At 72.2% G+C, this 16749-nt stretch carries 11 protein-coding genes and 1 rRNA gene; 11 read left to right on the top strand and 1 reads right to left on the bottom strand.

Translation table 11 applies throughout. From position 1 onward, the window contains the following. Window positions 1-82: 82 nt before the first annotated feature. On the top strand, window positions 83-3925 hold the full coding sequence (locus ITX44_RS10325; protein WP_205356813.1) for a glycosyltransferase: 3843 nt from the start codon (window positions 83-85) through the stop codon (window positions 3923-3925). Further along, entirely contained in the window at window positions 3922-5436 is a 1515-nt protein-coding gene (locus ITX44_RS10320) for a DUF5719 family protein (RefSeq protein WP_205356812.1), read from the top strand. The genes ITX44_RS10325 and ITX44_RS10320 overlap by 4 nt, the downstream gene beginning before the upstream one ends. A gap of 187 nt (window positions 5437-5623) precedes the next feature. On the opposite strand, the gene ITX44_RS10315 is transcribed toward ITX44_RS10320, so the two are convergent. Next, window positions 5624-6067, bottom strand: a complete 444-nt coding sequence (locus tag ITX44_RS10315) for a metallopeptidase family protein (RefSeq protein ID WP_205356811.1) — start codon at window positions 6065-6067, stop codon at window positions 5624-5626. Between the two features lie 292 nt (window positions 6068-6359). Between ITX44_RS10315 and ITX44_RS10310 the strand changes: the two genes are divergently transcribed. The 9 genes from ITX44_RS10310 to ITX44_RS10270 all read left to right on the top strand — a co-directional run bounded on the left by ITX44_RS10310 (window position 6360) and on the right by ITX44_RS10270 (window position 16672). Then, window positions 6360-6776 carry a DUF3499 domain-containing protein gene (locus ITX44_RS10310; protein WP_205357171.1) on the top strand — a complete coding sequence of 139 codons (417 nt, stop codon included), beginning with the start codon at window positions 6360-6362 and terminating at the stop codon, window positions 6774-6776. A 106-nt stretch (window positions 6777-6882) separates the two neighbouring features. Beyond that, window positions 6883-8241, top strand: a complete 1359-nt coding sequence (locus tag ITX44_RS10305) for a phosphomannomutase/phosphoglucomutase (protein WP_205356810.1) — start codon at window positions 6883-6885, stop codon at window positions 8239-8241. A 303-nt stretch (window positions 8242-8544) separates the two neighbouring features. Further along, entirely contained in the window at window positions 8545-8727 is a 183-nt protein-coding gene (locus ITX44_RS10300; protein WP_205356809.1) for a Trm112 family protein, read from the top strand. A 93-nt stretch (window positions 8728-8820) separates the two neighbouring features. After that, window positions 8821-9951, top strand: a complete 1131-nt coding sequence (locus ITX44_RS10295; protein ID WP_205357170.1) for an SIS domain-containing protein — start codon at window positions 8821-8823, stop codon at window positions 9949-9951. A 5-nt stretch (window positions 9952-9956) separates the two neighbouring features. Further along, window positions 9957-11183 (top strand): mannose-6-phosphate isomerase, class I, encoded by a 1227-nt coding sequence (gene manA / locus ITX44_RS10290; protein WP_205356808.1) that lies wholly within the window; start codon window positions 9957-9959, stop codon window positions 11181-11183. Between the two features lie 94 nt (window positions 11184-11277). Beyond that, the gene (locus ITX44_RS10285; protein WP_205356807.1) at window positions 11278-12237 is read left to right on the top strand and encodes a cation diffusion facilitator family transporter; all 960 of its coding nucleotides are present in this window, start codon (window positions 11278-11280) and stop codon (window positions 12235-12237) included. A 235-nt stretch (window positions 12238-12472) separates the two neighbouring features. Then, window positions 12473-13924, top strand: coding sequence for an adenosylhomocysteinase (gene ahcY, locus ITX44_RS10280; RefSeq protein ID WP_205356806.1), 1452 nt, complete (start codon window positions 12473-12475; stop codon window positions 13922-13924). A gap of 90 nt (window positions 13925-14014) precedes the next feature. Then, window positions 14015-14641, top strand: coding sequence for a hypothetical protein (locus tag ITX44_RS10275; RefSeq protein ID WP_205356805.1), 627 nt, complete (start codon window positions 14015-14017; stop codon window positions 14639-14641). A gap of 506 nt (window positions 14642-15147) precedes the next feature. Then, a 16S ribosomal RNA gene (locus ITX44_RS10270) occupies window positions 15148-16672 on the top strand. Window positions 16673-16749 lie beyond the last annotated feature (77 nt).

Here is a 16749-nt window from a genome sequence, read left to right as displayed (position 1 = left end):
GGGGCCGTCCGAGACGCAGGAACCCGCGGGCAGCGGGAGCGAGCGTCGTACCGCAGTCCAGCGAACCGGGGCCCGAACCTCGATGTCCGTGAACAGCCCAGCACCGGCCGCCAGCCCGGCCGGCGTCCCAGAGTTTCCGCGCCACGTCGTCACCGCCGTGCTGGTCGCGCACGACGGCGCGCGCTGGCTGCCCAGAGCGCTCGAGGGGCTGCTCGCCCAGGAACGCCCGGTCCAGGACGTGATCGCCGCCGACACCGGCAGCGGCGACGACTCCGCCCGGCTGCTCTCCGAGTCCCTCGGGGACCAGCGAGTGCTGCACCTGGCCCGCCGCACCGGCTTCGGCGCCGCGGTCGAGGAAGCCGCGCGCGCCGCCGCCCCGGTGACCGCCGAGCAGCTCCCGTATCTGCGCGCCCGCACCAGCGGCGGCTGGGACCCTGTCACCCGCACCTGGGACGACGGGGACCCGGCCGCCGAGGCGGAGCCGCCGCACGGCGAGCCCGTGCAGTGGCTGTGGCTGCTGCACGACGACTGCGAGCCCGACCCCGGCGCGCTCGCCGCCCTGCTGCGCGTCGCCGACTCCTCGCCGTCCGCCGCGATCGTCGGACCCAAGCTGCGGAGCTGGTACGACCGCAGGCAACTGCTCGAAGTCGGCGTCAGCATCGCCCGCAGCGGCCGCCGCTGGACCGGGCTGGAGCGCCGCGAGCAGGACCAGGGCCAGCACGACCAGGTACGGCAGGTGCTGTCGGTCTCCTCCGCGGGCATGTTGGTGCGCCGCGACGTGTGGGAGCAGCTCGGCGGCTTCGACCGCCGGCTGCCGCTGATGCGCGACGACGTCGACTTCTGCTGGCGCGCCCAGGCCGCCGGCCACACCGTGCTGATCGCGCCCGACGCGGTGCTGCGGCACGCCGAGGCCGCCTCCCGGGAGCGCCGCCCGGTGGACTGCGCCGGCCGCTCCGCGGTCAACCCGCACCGGGTCGACAAGGCCGGCGCCGTGTACACCCTGCTGGTCAACACCCGCGGCCCCCTGCTGCCGTACGTGGCGCTGCGCATCGTCGTCGGCACCATGCTGCGCACCCTCGCCTACCTGGTGGGCAAGGTGCCCGGCCAGGCCGTCGACGAGATCGTCGGCCTGCTCGGCGTGCTGCTGCGGCCCGGCCGCATCCTGAGCGCCCGGCACCGGCGCGGCCGCGGCGCCGTGCCGCCCTCCGAACTGCGCCCACTGTTCCCGCCGCCCGGCGCCACCGTCCGCGCCACCGTCGACCAGGTGGTCAGCAACTTCTCCGGCCGCGCCGACGCCGCCACCGCCGCGGCCGGCCGGCACGGCGGCGCGGTCGAGTCCGGCCCCGGTGACGAGGACGGCGACTTCCTGGAGGTCGAGCAGTTCGCCCGGCTCAAGCGGATCGCCCGCAAGCCCGGGCCGGTGCTGTTCGCCGTGCTGCTGCTCGTCTCCCTCGCCGCCTGCCGCTCACTGCTGGGCGGCGGCACCCTGTCCGGCGGCGCCCTGCTGCCAGCCGACCCCGGCGCCTCCGACCTGTGGCGCAGCTACGCCGGCTCCTGGCACGCGCTCGGCACCGGCGGCACCCAGGCCGCACCGCCCTACCTCGCGGTCCTGGCGCTGCTCGCCACCGTGCTGTTCGGCTCCACCGGGCTGACGCTCACTCTCTTCCTGGTCGCCTCCGTGCCGCTGGCCGGTGTCGCCGCCTACTTCGCCTCCCGGCCGCTGGTGGAATCCCGGCTGCTGCGCGCCTGGGCGTCGGTCGCCTACGCCTTCCTGCCCGCCGCCACCGGCGCGCTCGCCTCCGGCCGGCTGGGCACCGCGATGCTGGCCATCCTGCTGCCGCTCATGGCCCGCGCCGCCGTCGCCATGGCCGGGCTCCAGCTCAGCGACGCCGCGATCGAGCGCGGCGCCCGTCCCGGCTGGCGCGCCGCCTGGGCGCTGGCCCTGATGCTGACCTTCACCACCGCCTTCACCCCGGTGACCTGGCCCATCGCCTTGGTGCTCGCCGCGGGCACGCTGGCCTGGCGGCTGGTGCGCGGTCAGCGGCAGCTCCTGGTCCCGCACCTGCTGCGGTTCGCCGCGCTGCTGGTCACCCCGATGGTGCTGCTCGCCCCCTGGTCGCTGACCCTGCTCTCCCACCCGGGCCGGCTGCTGCACCAGGCCGGGCTGCCGTACGCCACCAAGAGCGCGTCGGGCCTGCACCTGCTGCTGCTCAGCCCCGGCGGCCCCAAGGGGTCCGGCGGCCTGCTGCTGATCGGCGTGGTGCTGGCCGCACTGGCCGCCCTCATGCGCGGCACCCGGCGCACCGCGATCCTCGCCGCCTGGGCCGTCGCCGCGACCGGCCTGCTGTTCGCCGCGATCGAGAACCACTCGGACTGGGCCGGCCCCGCCACCCTCGTCTACGGCCTTGCGCTGCTCTCCGCCGCCACCATCGGCGCGGAGGGCGCCAACGAGCGCATCGCCGCCAGCGGTTTCGGCTGGCGCCAGCCGGTCGCCGGCCTCATCGCGGTGGCCGCCGTGGCCGCCCCGCTGCTGGCCGCCTTCACCTGGGTCGCCGACGGCGCCAAGGGCCCGATCCGGCGCGGCGACCCGCAGCAGGTGCCGGCCTTCGTCGCCGAGGAGGCCACCACCCGCGACCAGCCCCGCACCCTGGTGCTCGACGGCACCCCCGGCCAGGTCACCTACGCCCTGGTCCGCGGCTCCGGCGCCCGGCTCGGCGACGCGGAACTGGCCGCCGAGGCCGGCGACGACCCCGGCCTGGACTCGGTCGTCGCCAACCTGGTCGCGGGTTCCGGCGCCGACCAGGGCAGCCGCCTGGCCGGCTACGCGGTGCGGTACGTACTCGCGCAGAAGGGCGCGCCGCGCTCCTTCGGCCGCGTTTTGGACAGCACCCCGGGGCTGTCCCGGGTCAGTCAGGCCGATGGCAGCGAACTGTGGCGGGTGGACACCCCGGTGTCCCGGATGACCATCACCAGCAAGGGCGCCCTGCCGGTGAACGTCGCCTCCGGCAAGGTCGAGGCGCACACCACCGTGCCGGCCGGCCCCGACGGCCGCGTCCTGCGGCTCGCCGACTCCGTCGCCTCCGGGTGGCGCGCCACGCTCGACGGCAAGGCGCTCACCCCCACCACCGTGGACGGCTGGGCCCAGGGCTTCGAACTCCCGGCGTCCGGCGGTCACCTGGACGTCAGCTACTCCGAGCCGGTCGCCCACACCGGCTGGCTCGGCGCCCAGGCCTTCCTGCTGCTCGTCGTGGTCGTGCTCGCTCTGCCCGGCCGGCGCCGCGAGATCGACGACGACCTGCCCGACGCCGAGGGCGCGGCGGAGATCCCCGCCCAGGCCTCCGGCGAGGGCCGCCGCGCCCGCCGCCTCCAGGCCGCGGCCCAGGCCGCCGCCGCTCCCGAGGAGCCGGCCCCCGCACCGCAGCCGGGCGCAGAACCGTACGGAGAGCAGTACGGACAGGCCGCCGCCGAGGCGTACGAGCAGCAGGGCACGGAGCCCTACCAGCAGCCGGGCGACGAGCCGTACGAGCACACCGGCGGCGACTCGTACGAGCAGCCGGGTTACGACCCCTACGGCGCACCGGCCGGCGAGGGCGGCGGCTACGGCTACCAGGAGCCGGCCTATGCCGGCGGCGAGCCGGGCTACGGCGGGGGATACCCGGCGGAGCAAGGCGGATACGAGCAGCAGGGCTACGGCGACGAATACGGCTACGCGCCGCCCCGGCCGGGCTACGACCCCTATGGCGCGGACCAGGGGTACGGCGAGGGCTACGGCCCCGGCCAGGGTTACGGCGAGCAGCCCGAGGGCGCACCCGGCGCACCCGGTTACCCGGGCGAGGGCTACGGGGAGCCGCCCGCGTACGCCGACCCCGCCTCGTACTACGCACAGGGCGACCAGCAGCGCCGTGACGGGAGCGACCACCAGTGAACCGCAGCACCATCTCCCTGGCCGGCGCGGTCGCCGTGCTCCTCGCCCTGACCGGCGTGGCCACGCTGACCGGCGGGAAGTCGCAGGCCACCCCGGCGGCCGCCGCCGAGCGGCTGCCGGTGCAGCGCAGCAGCCTGCTGTGCCCGGCACCGTCCTCCTCGGACTTCGCGACCACCACATACACCTCGTTCACGCCGCAGGGGACGCCGGACGCGTCGGGAGCGGGCGCCGATTCGGGTTCCGGCTCCGGCACGTCGGACTCCGGCGCCACGGGCGCGGGGTCGGCGCGGCTCGTGCCCGCCACCTCCAACGGCAAGCCGCTCGCGCCGCTCACCCAGCCCGGCAAACCCGCCACGTACACCAACGGCCGCACCGACGCGCCCGCACTGATCGGTACCGCGGACGGCGCCATGGCGCCGGGCTGGACGGCGCAGCAGACCACCGTCGTCAGCAGCGGCACCACCCACGCCCTGCTGGGCCTGTCCTGCCTGACCCCGGACAGCGAGTTCTGGTTCCCCGGCGCCAGCACCGCCGACGGCCGCACCGACTACCTGCACCTGGTCAACCCCGACGACACCCCGGCGGTCGTCGACGTCGAGCTGTACGGCAAGGACGGCCAGCTCAAGGCGTCCACCGGCGACGGGATGACAGTCGCCGGGCACAGCGCCGATCCGGTGCTGCTGTCCACCCTGGTCGCGGACAAGCTGCCCGACCTGACCGTGCACGTCGTGGCCCGCAGCGGCCGGATCGGCGCCGCGCTCCAGGCCACCGACGCCAAGCTCGGCGCCGACTGGCTGCCCCCGGCCGCCCAGCCGGGTACCACCCTCGTGATGCCGGGCATCCCCGCCGACGCCACCGATGTGCGGCTGACCGTCTTCACCACCGGCTCCGACGACGCCGACCTGACGCTGAAGCTCGCCACATCGAGCGGCTCCATCACCCCCGCCGGCCACGAGACGCTGCACGCCAAGGCCGGGATGACCACCGCCGTCGATCTCGCGGACGTCACCAAGGGCGACGCGGGCTCGCTGATCATCGGCTCCAGCACCGTGCACTCCCCTGTGCCGGTGGTGGCCGCGCTGCAGATCACCCGCGGCAAGTCCGGCAACCGGGAGATGGCATTCCTGCCCGCCACCGCGCCGATCGACACCCGGGCGACGGTCGCGGACAACCGCGCCAAGGGCTCCACCCTGGCGCTGACCGCCACCGGTCACGACGCCAGCGTGAAGATCACCGCGTCGGCCGGCTCCACCGGCGGCACCGCGGTGAGCAGGACGGTCACCGTCAAGGCCGGCACCACCCTGGCCGCCGCGCCCCCGGTGCCCTCGGGCCTGGGAGGCACATATGCCGTGACCGTCGAGCCGGTGTCCGGCGGCCCGGTCTACGCCTCGCGCACCCTGGCCCTGCCGCAGAACGGCGTGCCCATGTTCACCGTCCAGCCCATGCCGGACGACCAGGGACTGGTGGAGGTGCCCAAGGCGGGGTCGGACCTGCGGATACTCGACCGCTGAGGGGGCCGGCGCGCGGGGCGTGAAAGCGGTGAGCCCGAGGCGTGGATCCGGGGCGTGGATCCGAGGCGTGAACCCGGGGGCGTGAAGGCGCCCGGCACACCGGCCCGCCCGCCGCCCCGCCGCTCGCCCTCGGGCGCAACGGCCGGGCGCGATGGCCAGGCGTAGGCAGCCGGCCCCGCGCTCGGCGTCAGTCCTCGCCGTACTTGGGATCCACGTTCTCCGGCGAGAGCCCCAGCAACTCGGCGACCTGCTCGACCACCACCTCGTGGACCAGCAGCGCCCGCTCGTCCCGGCTCTTGGCGCGGATCTCCACCGGCCGCCGGTAGATCACGATCCGGCTCGGCCGGTCCTTGGCCGCCCCGATCAGCCGGCCCAGCGGCACCGCGGTGCCGTCCGAGGCCGGGCCGTCCTGCGGCCAGGGGACCTCCTGCACGGCGAACTCGACGTCGGCCAGTTGCGGCCAGCGCCGCTCCAGCCGGTCGGCCGCGTCCCGCACCAGATCGTCGAAGGCGTCCGCGCGGCTGAGCGCCAGCGGCACCTGCGGGGGCGCGATCGGCCCGCGCATGCCGCGCCCGTGACGGTCGCGGTGACGCGGTCGCGGCGCCGGAGGGATCGGAAGCGAGCTGTCCATCATCGAGAGCGTAGCCCCCGCCGACCAGCCGACACAGCAGGACAGCTTGCGCTCCTCACCGAAAGGGCGAACCTGGCCCGCCACGCGCCCCCGGCGCCCCGGCGAGAACGTGTTCCGGCCACCGAGGTGACGCATATGCGCCACCTGGCGAACGGACCCGCCACGCGCCCCGGCCCCGCCGGACCGTCGCGCTCGGTGACGCGCCACGCGGCCGCGTACCGTACCCGCAGGTCAGTCGCAGCACCGCGGAGCGACCCCTTCCGGTGGGTGACATACGACACGACAGGGTGACCTGCCGGAGAGTCGTCGCGGCCCGCTCAAGAGTGCGGTACCGTCCAACCTCGTGAGCCCTGTACGTCGCTGTTCGCGAACCGCCTGCGGCCGACCCGCCGTCGCGACGCTGACGTACGTCTACGCGGATTCCACCGCCGTCCTCGGCCCGCTGGCCACCTACGCCGAGCCGCACTGCTACGACCTGTGCTCGGAGCACTCCGAGCGGTTGACGGCGCCCCGCGGCTGGGAAGTGGTCCGCCTGGCCACCGACAACGGCCCGGTGCGGCCCAGCGGCGACGACCTGGAAGCGCTTGCCAACGCCGTCCGCGAGGCGGCCCGCCCGCAGGACCGCGGCCAGGGCGGCGCCCGCGACATCGACCCGCTCGAGGTCGCGCGGCGCGGACACCTGAGGGTGCTGAGGTCCCCCGAGTCGTAGCCGGTCGTTGGATAGGTTGGGCCCCGGCACCGCCGTACCGGCAGCCAGCCCCCGACGCGCTTCGAGTCGCCCCCGGCTCGTTCGACATGTTCAACAGAGGTGTGCAGTGGCCGATTTGTCGCAGATCGTCAAGGCTTACGACGTACGCGGCGTCGTACCCGACCAGTGGGACGAGTCGCTCGCCGAGATCTTCGGCGCCGCCTTCGCCACCGTCACCGACGCCGAGGCCGTCGTGATCGGGTACGACATGCGGCCCTCCTCGCCCGGTCTGGCCGGCGCCTTCGCGCGCGGCGTGACCTCGCGGGGGGCCGACGTGACCGTGATCGGCCTGTGCTCCACCGACGAGCTGTACTTCGCCAGCGGCCACCTGGGGCTGCCCGGCGCCATGTTCACCGCCAGCCACAACCCGGCCCGCTACAACGGCATCAAGCTGTGCCGGGCCGGCGCCGCGCCCGTCGGCCAGGACACCGGGCTCGCCGACATCCGGGCGCTGGCCGAGAAGTGGACCGAGACCGGCGTCCCGGCCTCCGGCGCCGTCCCCGGCACGGTCACGGCGCGCGACGTGCTCGGCGACTACGCGGGCTACCTGCGCTCCCTGGTCGACCTGGCGGGCATCCGGCCGCTGAAGGTGGTCGTCGACGCGGGCAACGGCATGGGCGGCCACACCGTGCCCACCGTCCTGGCCGGCCTGCCGGTCGACCTCGTGCCGATGTACTTCGAGCTCGACGGCACCTTCCCCAACCACGAGGCCAACCCGCTCGACCCGAAGAACCTGGTCGACCTCCAGGCCGAGGTCCGCCGCACCGGCGCCGACATCGGACTGGCCTTCGACGGCGACGCCGACCGCTGCTTCGCCGTGGACGAGCGCGGCGAGCCGGTCTCGCCCTCCGCCGTGACCGCCCTGGTCGCCACCCGCGAACTGGCCCGGCACCCCGGTGGCGTCATCATCCACAACCTGATCACCTCCCGCTCGGTGCCCGAGATCGTCGCCGAGCACGGCGGCACCACCGTGCGCACCCGCGTCGGGCACTCCTTCATCAAGCAGGAGATGGCCGCCACCGGCGCCGTCTTCGGCGGCGAGCACTCCGCGCACTACTACTTCCGCGAGTTCTGGAACGCCGACACCGGCATGCTCGCCGCCCTGCACCTGCTCGCCGCGCTCGGCGCCCAGCCGCGCCCGCTCTCGGAGCTGGTCGCCGACTACGACCGCTACGCCGCCTCCGGCGAGATCAACAGCACTGTCGCCGACCAGGCGGAACGCACCACCGCCGTACGCGCTGCGTTCGCCGGCCGCGAGGGCGTCGGCTTCGACACCCTCGACGGGCTCACCGTCACCGGCCCCGACTGGTGGTTCAACCTGCGCCCCTCCAACACCGAACCGCTGCTGCGGCTGAACGTCGAGGCCCGCGACGCCGCCACTGTCGCCCTCCTCCGGGACGAGGTCCTCGCCATCGTGCGGGCCTGAGGCCGGCCGCGCTCGGCCCACGCGACCGGTCCGCAGGCCCTACGGATACGGCCGCGGCCGGTTGCGGTACGCAGCTTCCCCGTACCGGCCGGCCCGGTACGGAGCGCGGTGACCGGCCGGTACGGGCCCGGGGGCGCGGGATCGTGCCCCCGGAAGCGCGGCGATAGGCTGAGGGCACGCAGGGCCGGTCACCGGTCCGGCCCACCCGACGCCTCCCGGTCACCGGCCGGCCGCCGGCCGGTGCCACGGCCGTGGTGGCCGTGGCCGCAGGCGCCCGCCGAGACCCGCCCGGAGGACACCGTCATGCCGCTCGTCGAACCCAGCCTGCTGGAGATCCTCGCCTGCCCGGCCTGCCACGCCCCGTTGCGCGAGGACGCGGACGCGAGCGAACTCGTGTGCACCTCCGACACCTGCGGCCTGGCCTACCCGGTGCGCGACGAGATCCCCGTACTGCTCGTCGACGAGGCCCGCCGCCCCACCGCCTGACCCGCAGCCCTACTGCTCTGCCTGGACCAGCTCCACCGCCGTACCCGGTCCCGCCGTACCCGGGACCGATCCGCGTCCGACCGGGAGGTCGTGTTGTTCGACGAGTCGCTGCTGGAGGACCCGGAAGCGCTGGGCCGCGCCGACTCCCACGGGCTGCTGCGCGCGGTGGCCGCCGCCGGCGCCAGAGTCCGCAACGCGCTCCGGCTCGCCGAGGAAGCCGGCATCACCGCCCTGCGCCCGGACGGCCGCCCCCGCGCCATCCTGGTCGCCGGCACCGGTACGGAAACCGCCGCCGTCGCCGACCTGCTGGCCGCACTCACCGCCGGCAGCTGCCCGGTGGAACACATGCGGCCCACCGGGTCCAACCCGCGGCAGCTGCGCTGGGCCCTGCCCGGCTGGGCCGGCCCGCTCGACCTGCTGCTCCTGCTCAGCCCCCGGGGCACCGAGGAGGGCCTGACCGACCTGGTCGAACAGGCCTACCGCCGCGGCTGCAGCGCCGTCGCCGTCACCCCCCTGCGCACCCCGCTCGCCGAAGCGCTGGAACAGGTCCGCGGCATGGCCCTGCCCTTCGCCGTCCCCGGCGCCGCCGGCAGCGACCTGGCCGACCCCGCCGACGACACCGGCGCCCTGTGGGCGCTGCTCACCCCGCTGCTCGCCCTCCTGGACCGGATAGGCCTGATCAGCGCGTCGGCCGAGGCACTCCATGCCGTCGCCGACCGGCTGGACGACGTCGCCACCCGCTGCGGGCCCGCCGTCCCCACCTACACCAACCCGGCCAAGACCCTCGCGGCCGAACTCGAGGATTCCCTGCCCCTGCTGTGGAGCCAGGGCCGGATCGCCGCGGCCGGCGCCCGCCGTTTCGCCGCGGTCCTGGCCACCCGGGCCGGTCGGCCCGCGCTCACCGCCGAACTGCCCACCGCGCTCACCCTGCACGGCACCCTCCAGTCCTCCGCCGCGGCCCTGGCCGCCGACCCCGACGACTTCTTCCGCGACCGTGTGGAGGACCCGGGCGGACTGCGGCTGCGCGTCGTGCTGGTCCAGGAGGCCCCTGACCAGCCGGCCTCCGCCGTGCCCGCCGCCCGCGAACAGGCCTACGCCCACGACACCCCGCTCAGCGAGGTCTCCGCCGACGGCGGCACTCCGCTCGACACCGCGGCCGAATTGCTCGCCCTGACGGATTTCGCCGCCATTTACCTGGCCGTCGCTTCGACCGAGAGACCATGACCGGCATGAACCGCCTCACCAACACCGTCCGGCCCTACGCCTGGGGCTCCACCACCGCCATCCCCGAGCTCCTCGGCACGGCGCCGACCGGCGAACCCCAGGCCGAACTGTGGATGGGCGCCCACCCCGGCGCGCCCTCCCGCATCGACCGCGGCGCCGGCCCGATCGCCCTCGACGCCGTCATCGACGCCGACCCGGTCGCCGAACTCGGTGAGGCCACCGTCAAACGCTTCGGCCCCCGCCTGCCCTTCCTCCTCAAGGTGCTGGCCGCCGCCGCACCGCTGTCCGTCCAGGTCCACCCCGACCTCGCCCAAGCCAAGGCCGGCTTCGCCGACGAGGAGGCGCGCGGCATCCCCCTCGACGCGCCGCACCGCAACTACAAGGACCCCAACCACAAGCCCGAGATGATCGTGGCCCTGTCCCCGTTCGAGGGACTGTGCGGCTTCCGGCGCCCCACCGAGGCCGCCGACCTCCTCGACGCCCTCGGCGTCGGCGCCCTCGCGCCCTACGCCGACATCCTGCGCGCCCACCCCGAGGACCGGGCGCTGCGCGAGGTCCTGGCCGCCGTCCTCGGCGCCGAACCCGAGGCAATGGCCGCCACCGTGCACGCCGCCACCGAGGCCGCCGCCCGCCTCGCCGACACCCCGGGCACCCCGTACGCCGCCGACTACGCCGCCTACGCCAGGGCCGCCCACCACTTCCCCGGCGACCGCGGCATCATCGCCGCGATGCTCCTCAACCACGTCCGGCTCCAGCCCGGCGAGGCCCTGTTCCTCGGCGCCGGTGTGCCGCACGCCTACCTGGACGGCCTCGGCGTCGAGATCATGGCCAACTCCGACAACGTGCTGCGCTGCGGCCTCACCCCCAAGCACATCGACGTACCCGAACTCCTGCGCATCGTCCGCTTCGAGGCAGGCGACCCCGGAGTGCTCCGCCCCGAGGCCGGCCCCGACGGCGAGGAGCTCTACGCCGCCCCGATCGACGAGTTCCGCCTGTCCCGCTACGTCGTCGCCCCCGGCTCCGAACCCCGCACCCTCGACCACGGCACCCCGCAGATCCTGCTGTGCACCGACGGCCGGATCCGCCTGCGCACCCTCGCAGCCGCCAACGCCGAGGCTACGGACGACGCCGAAATCACCCTGGCCCGCGGCGAATCCGCCTACGTCCCCGCGAGCGAACGCACCGAACTCACCGGCGAGGGCACCGTCTTCCGGGCCACCGTGGCGGCCTGACCCACCCGGCTCCCGCGACGGCTGCAAGAATGACCGTCCGCGACGCCCGTAAAGGCGGAGCAAAGAACCGGGCGACGGAAGGGACACCCAGCTCATGAGCGCGTCAGGAGGAACCAGGGCGATCATCGCGGCCCTGAGCGCCAACCTCGCCATCGCCGCGTCCAAGTTCGTCGCGTTCGCCCTCAGCGGCTCCTCGTCGATGCTCGCCGAGGGCGTCCACTCCCTGGCCGACTCGGGCAACCAGGCCCTCCTCCTCATCGGCGGCAAGAAGGCCAAGCAGGCCGCCGATGAGGAGCACCCCTTCGGCTACGGGCGCGAGCGCTACGTCTACGCCTTCCTCGTCTCGATCGTCCTGTTCTCCGTCGGCGGCATGTTCGCCCTCTACGAGGGCTACGAGAAGATCCGCCACCCGCACGCCATCGACCGCTGGTACTGGCCGGTCGGTGTCCTGGTCTTCGCCATGCTCGCCGAAGGCTCCTCCTTCCGTACCGCCATCAAGGAGTCCAACCACACCCGCGGCTCCCAGTCCTGGATCGAGTACATCCGCCGCGCCAAGGCCCCCGAACTCCCCGTCGTCCTCCTGGAGGACTTCGGCGCGCTCATCGGCCTCGTCTTCGCCCTGGCCGGCGTCGGCCTCGCCCTGGCCACCGACGACGGTGTCTGGGACGGCATCGGCACCCTCGCCATCGGCACCCTCCTGATCACCATCGCCCTGGTCCTGGCCGCCGAGACCAAGTCCCTGCTCATCGGCGAGAGCGCCCGCCCCGAATCCGTGGCCCGCATCCGCGCCGCCGCCGTGGACGGCGCCACCGTCACCGGCGTCATCCATATGCGCACCCTCCACCTCGGCCCCGAAGAACTCCTGGTCGCCGCCAAGGTCGCGGTCCGGCACGAGGACACCGCCACCGAGGTCGCCCGGGCCATCGACGCCGCCGAGGAGCGCATCCGCGCCGCCGAACCTTTCGCCCGCGTCATCTACCTCGAACCCGACATCTACAGCGAGACCGCCGCCGCGGCGGGCCCCGATCCCGCCCAGACGCCCGGCGGCCGGTGAGCCCGGCGCCCTGCGGCCGATGAGCCGCCCGGTGTAGATTCATTCGTAGCCAGACGTCGCTGCTGATGGCGGTCGGGCGGTCACCCTGTGGTGACCGGCCGAGGGAGAGAGGGCCTCCGACGGATTGCGCTGCCAGAAGGGGACAGGTGCGTCCGAACGACGCCGCACCCGGTGCCGTCCCCCGGCCGCGCCTCACCCCTGTCCACCTCGACCTCACACGCGAGGAGCAGCCCGAATGACCACCACCGCCACCGATTTCAAGGTCGCGGACCTGTCCCTTGCCGCCTTCGGGCGCAAGGAGATCACCCTCGCCGAGCACGAGATGCCCGGCCTGATGTCCCTCCGCCAGGAATACGCCGCCAGCCAGCCGCTGGCCGGAGCCCGCGTCACCGGCTCCCTGCACATGACCGTGCAGACCGCCGTCCTCATCGAGACCCTCGTCGCCCTCGGCGCACAGGTCCGCTGGGCGTCCTGCAACATCTTCTCCACCCAGGACCACGCCGCGGCCGCCATCGCCGTCGGCCCCAACGGCACCCCCGAGGACCCCCAGGGCGTCCCGGTCTTCGCCTGGAAGGGCGAGACCCTCGAGGAGTACTGGTGGTGCACCGAGCAGGCCCTCACCTGGCCGGACGCCCCCACCGGCGGCCCCAACATGATCCTCGACGACGGCGGCGACGCCACGCTCCTGGTCCACAAGGGTGCCGAGTTCGAGAAGGCCGGGGCCGTGCCCGACCCGGCCATCGCCGACAGCGAGGAGTACGCCCACATCCTGCGCCTGCTCGGCCGCACCCTGGCCGACAGCCCGCAGAAGTGGACCCAGCTCGCCTCCGACATCCGCGGTGTCACCGAGGAGACCACCACCGGCGTCCACCGCCTCTACGAGATGCAGCAGGAAGGCACCCTGCTCTTCCCGGCGATCAACGTCAACGACGCGGTGACCAAGTCGAAGTTCGACAACAAGTACGGCTGCCGGCACTCCCTGGTCGACGGTATCAACCGCGCCACCGACGTCCTGATCGGCGGCAAGATCGCCGTCATCTGCGGCTACGGTGACGTCGGGAAGGGCTGCGCCGAGTCCCTGCGCGGTCAGGGCGCCCGGGTCGTCATCACCGAGATCGACCCCATCTGCGCCCTGCAGGCCGCCATGGACGGCTACCAGGTCACCACCCTGGACGAGGTGGTCGAGACGGCCGACATCTTCGTCACCTGCACCGGCAACCGCGACATCATCATGGCCTCCGACATGGCCCGGATGAAGCACCAGGCGATCGTCGGTAACATCGGCCACTTCGACAACGAGATCGACATGGCCGGCCTCGCCAAGATCCCCGGCATCGTGAAGGAAGAGGTCAAGCCCCAGGTCCACACCTGGACCTTCCCCGAGGGCAAGTCGATCATCGTGCTCTCCGAGGGCCGCCTGCTCAACCTCGGCAACGCGACCGGCCACCCGTCCTTCGTGATGTCCAACTCCTTCACCGACCAGACCCTCGCCCAGATCGAGCTCTTCACCAAGCCCGAGGAGTACCCGATCGGCGTCTACGTGCTCCCCAAGCACCTCGACGAGATGGTCGCCCGGCTCCACCTCGACGCCCTCGGCGTCAAGCTCACGACGCTGCGGCCGGAGCAGGCCGCGTACATCGGCGTGACGGTGGAGGGCCCGTACAAGCCGGACCACTACCGCTACTGAGCCCCACGGGTCCCGCCACCGCGGGCCCGCGCACAACGGCCCCCGTCTCGCACGCGAGGCGGGGGCCTGCCCGATTGCAGAGAACCCACCATGCCCCGCGGCCGCTACTCGTTCCATGACACGCACGACGACACCCCCCTCGGTCACGAACACTTCCACTGCGCCACCGGCCCGTCCGGCTGGCGCTACACCGCGCAGACCACCACTCCCACCGGTGAGCACGCGGGCTCGGTCGACCTCACCGTCGACGACCTCGGACGGCCCATCCGCCTCGAACTGCACGCCGGCGGATGGCAGGTCCGCGGCGCCGCACTCGACGGCCTCACCTGGGTCCGTACCGACCCCACGGGCGAGCACGCCCAGCAGGGCAACGCCCGCGCGCACACGTTCAGCGGACTGTCGCCGGCCTTCCTGATCGCCACCGCGCGACTGCTCCGCCTGGCCCCGGGCGGCCCGGCGACCCGCGTTCGTCTCGTCTCGTTCCAGTCCCCCGTCCTCGCTCCACTGACCATCGACCAGTCGTGGTCGCTGATCACCAGGACAGCACATCCGACGGACAGCGGGGATCTGCCTGTGGACAACTACCGGATCGACGACCTCTCGACCGGTGAGCAGCACGACATCCACCTGGCCGGCGACGTCGTCCTCGCGGCCCCGGGCATCGAGCTGGAGGACCTGGACACCCCGCCCTCCACCTTCCGGGACACGCCGGGCTGACGGATGTGCACGCGGCCCCCGCAGCCTGCTAGTGTTCACGTCACTCCGGGACACCCGTTGACACGGTTGGATCGGGGAGGTAGTTTTGACGGGTTGCGGCGGAACCGGGTTGACCCCGGACGCGAAGCAACCAAGATCGATTACCGCAGCATCTGTGGAAGAACCCCGAGCCGACTGAGAGAAATCTCAGGCGGGTTCGTGCGTCTCCGAAACAGGTGGTGGTAATTCCGACCGGAAAGCATCTGCTAAAGTCGGAGACACAACGAAGGGAAAGCCCGGAGGGGTGCTGGGGACAGCAACCGAAGGCAGCTTCCGTTCTTTGAGAACTCAACAGCGTGCCAAAAGTCAACGCCAGATATGTTGATACCCCGTCCGGCGCGGTAATCGCGTGGGATGTGGTTCCTTTGAAGAAATACACAGCGAGGATGCTGTGCGCGGGTCCGGACTATTCCTCCGGATGCCGTGCCGCTCTCGTGATGTGGCCGGGCTTGGTTCCGGCGTAAGCATTCACGGAGAGTTTGATCCTGGCTCAGGACGAACGCTGGCGGCGTGCTTAACACATGCAAGTCGAACGGTGAAGCCCTTCGGGGTGGATCAGTGGCGAACGGGTGAGTAACACGTGGGCAATCTGCCCTGCACTCTGGGACAAGCCCTGGAAACGGGGTCTAATACCGGATATTACCTGGTTGCGCATGCTTCCGGGTGGAAAGCTCCGGCGGTGCAGGATGAGCCCGCGGCCTATCAGCTTGTTGGTGGGGTGATGGCCTACCAAGGCGACGACGGGTAGCCGGCCTGAGAGGGCGACCGGCCACACTGGGACTGAGACACGGCCCAGACTCCTACGGGAGGCAGCAGTGGGGAATATTGCACAATGGGCGAAAGCCTGATGCAGCGACGCCGCGTGAGGGATGACGGCCTTCGGGTTGTAAACCTCTTTCAGCAGGGAAGAAGCGCGAGTGACGGTACCTGCAGAAGAAGCACCGGCTAACTACGTGCCAGCAGCCGCGGTAATACGTAGGGTGCGAGCGTTGTCCGGAATTATTGGGCGTAAAGAGCTCGTAGGCGGCTTGTCGCGTCGGATGTGAAAGCCCGGGGCTTAACTCCGGGTCTGCATTCGATACGGGCAGGCTGGAGTGCGGTAGGGGAGATCGGAATTCCTGGTGTAGCGGTGAAATGCGCAGATATCAGGAGGAACACCGGTGGCGAAGGCGGATCTCTGGGCCGTTACTGACGCTGAGGAGCGAAAGCGTGGGGAGCGAACAGGATTAGATACCCTGGTAGTCCACGCCGTAAACGTTGGGAACTAGGTGTGGGCGACATTCCACGTTGTCCGTGCCGCAGCTAACGCATTAAGTTCCCCGCCTGGGGAGTACGGCCGCAAGGCTAAAACTCAAAGGAATTGACGGGGGCCCGCACAAGCGGCGGAGCATGTGGCTTAATTCGACGCAACGCGAAGAACCTTACCAAGGCTTGACATACACCGGACACACCCGGAGACGGGTGCTCCCTTTGGGCTGGTGTACAGGTGGTGCATGGCTGTCGTCAGCTCGTGTCGTGAGATGTTGGGTTAAGTCCCGCAACGAGCGCAACCCTTGTCCTGTGTTGCCAGCAGGCCCTTGTGGTGCTGGGGACTCACAGGAGACCGCCGGGGTCAACTCGGAGGAAGGTGGGGACGACGTCAAGTCATCATGCCCCTTATGTCTTGGGCTGCACACGTGCTACAATGGCCGGTACAATGAGCTGCGATGCCGTGAGGCGGAGCGAATCTCAAAAAGCCGGTCTCAGTTCGGATTGGGGTCTGCAACTCGACCCCATGAAGTCGGAGTCGCTAGTAATCGCAGATCAGCAGTGCTGCGGTGAATACGTTCCCGGGCCTTGTACACACCGCCCGTCACGTCACGAAAGTCGGTAACACCCGAAGCCGGTGGCCCAACCCCTTGTGGGAGGGAGTCGTCGAAGGTGGGACTGGCGATTGGGACGAAGTCGTAACAAGGTAGCCGTACCGGAAGGTGCGGCTGGATCACCTCCTTTCTAAGGAGCACATGGCCGGTTGCAGGCGAGTGTCCTGCACGGTTGCTCATGGGTGGAACGTTGACTATTCGGCACGG

The sequence above is a fragment of the Actinacidiphila acididurans genome, from assembly GCF_016918855.1.
GTDB lineage: Bacteria > Actinomycetota > Actinomycetes > Streptomycetales > Streptomycetaceae > Actinacidiphila > Actinacidiphila acididurans.
The sequence above is the reverse complement of the archived record's forward strand: the minus strand, read 5'-3'. Positions and strand labels throughout refer to the sequence as shown.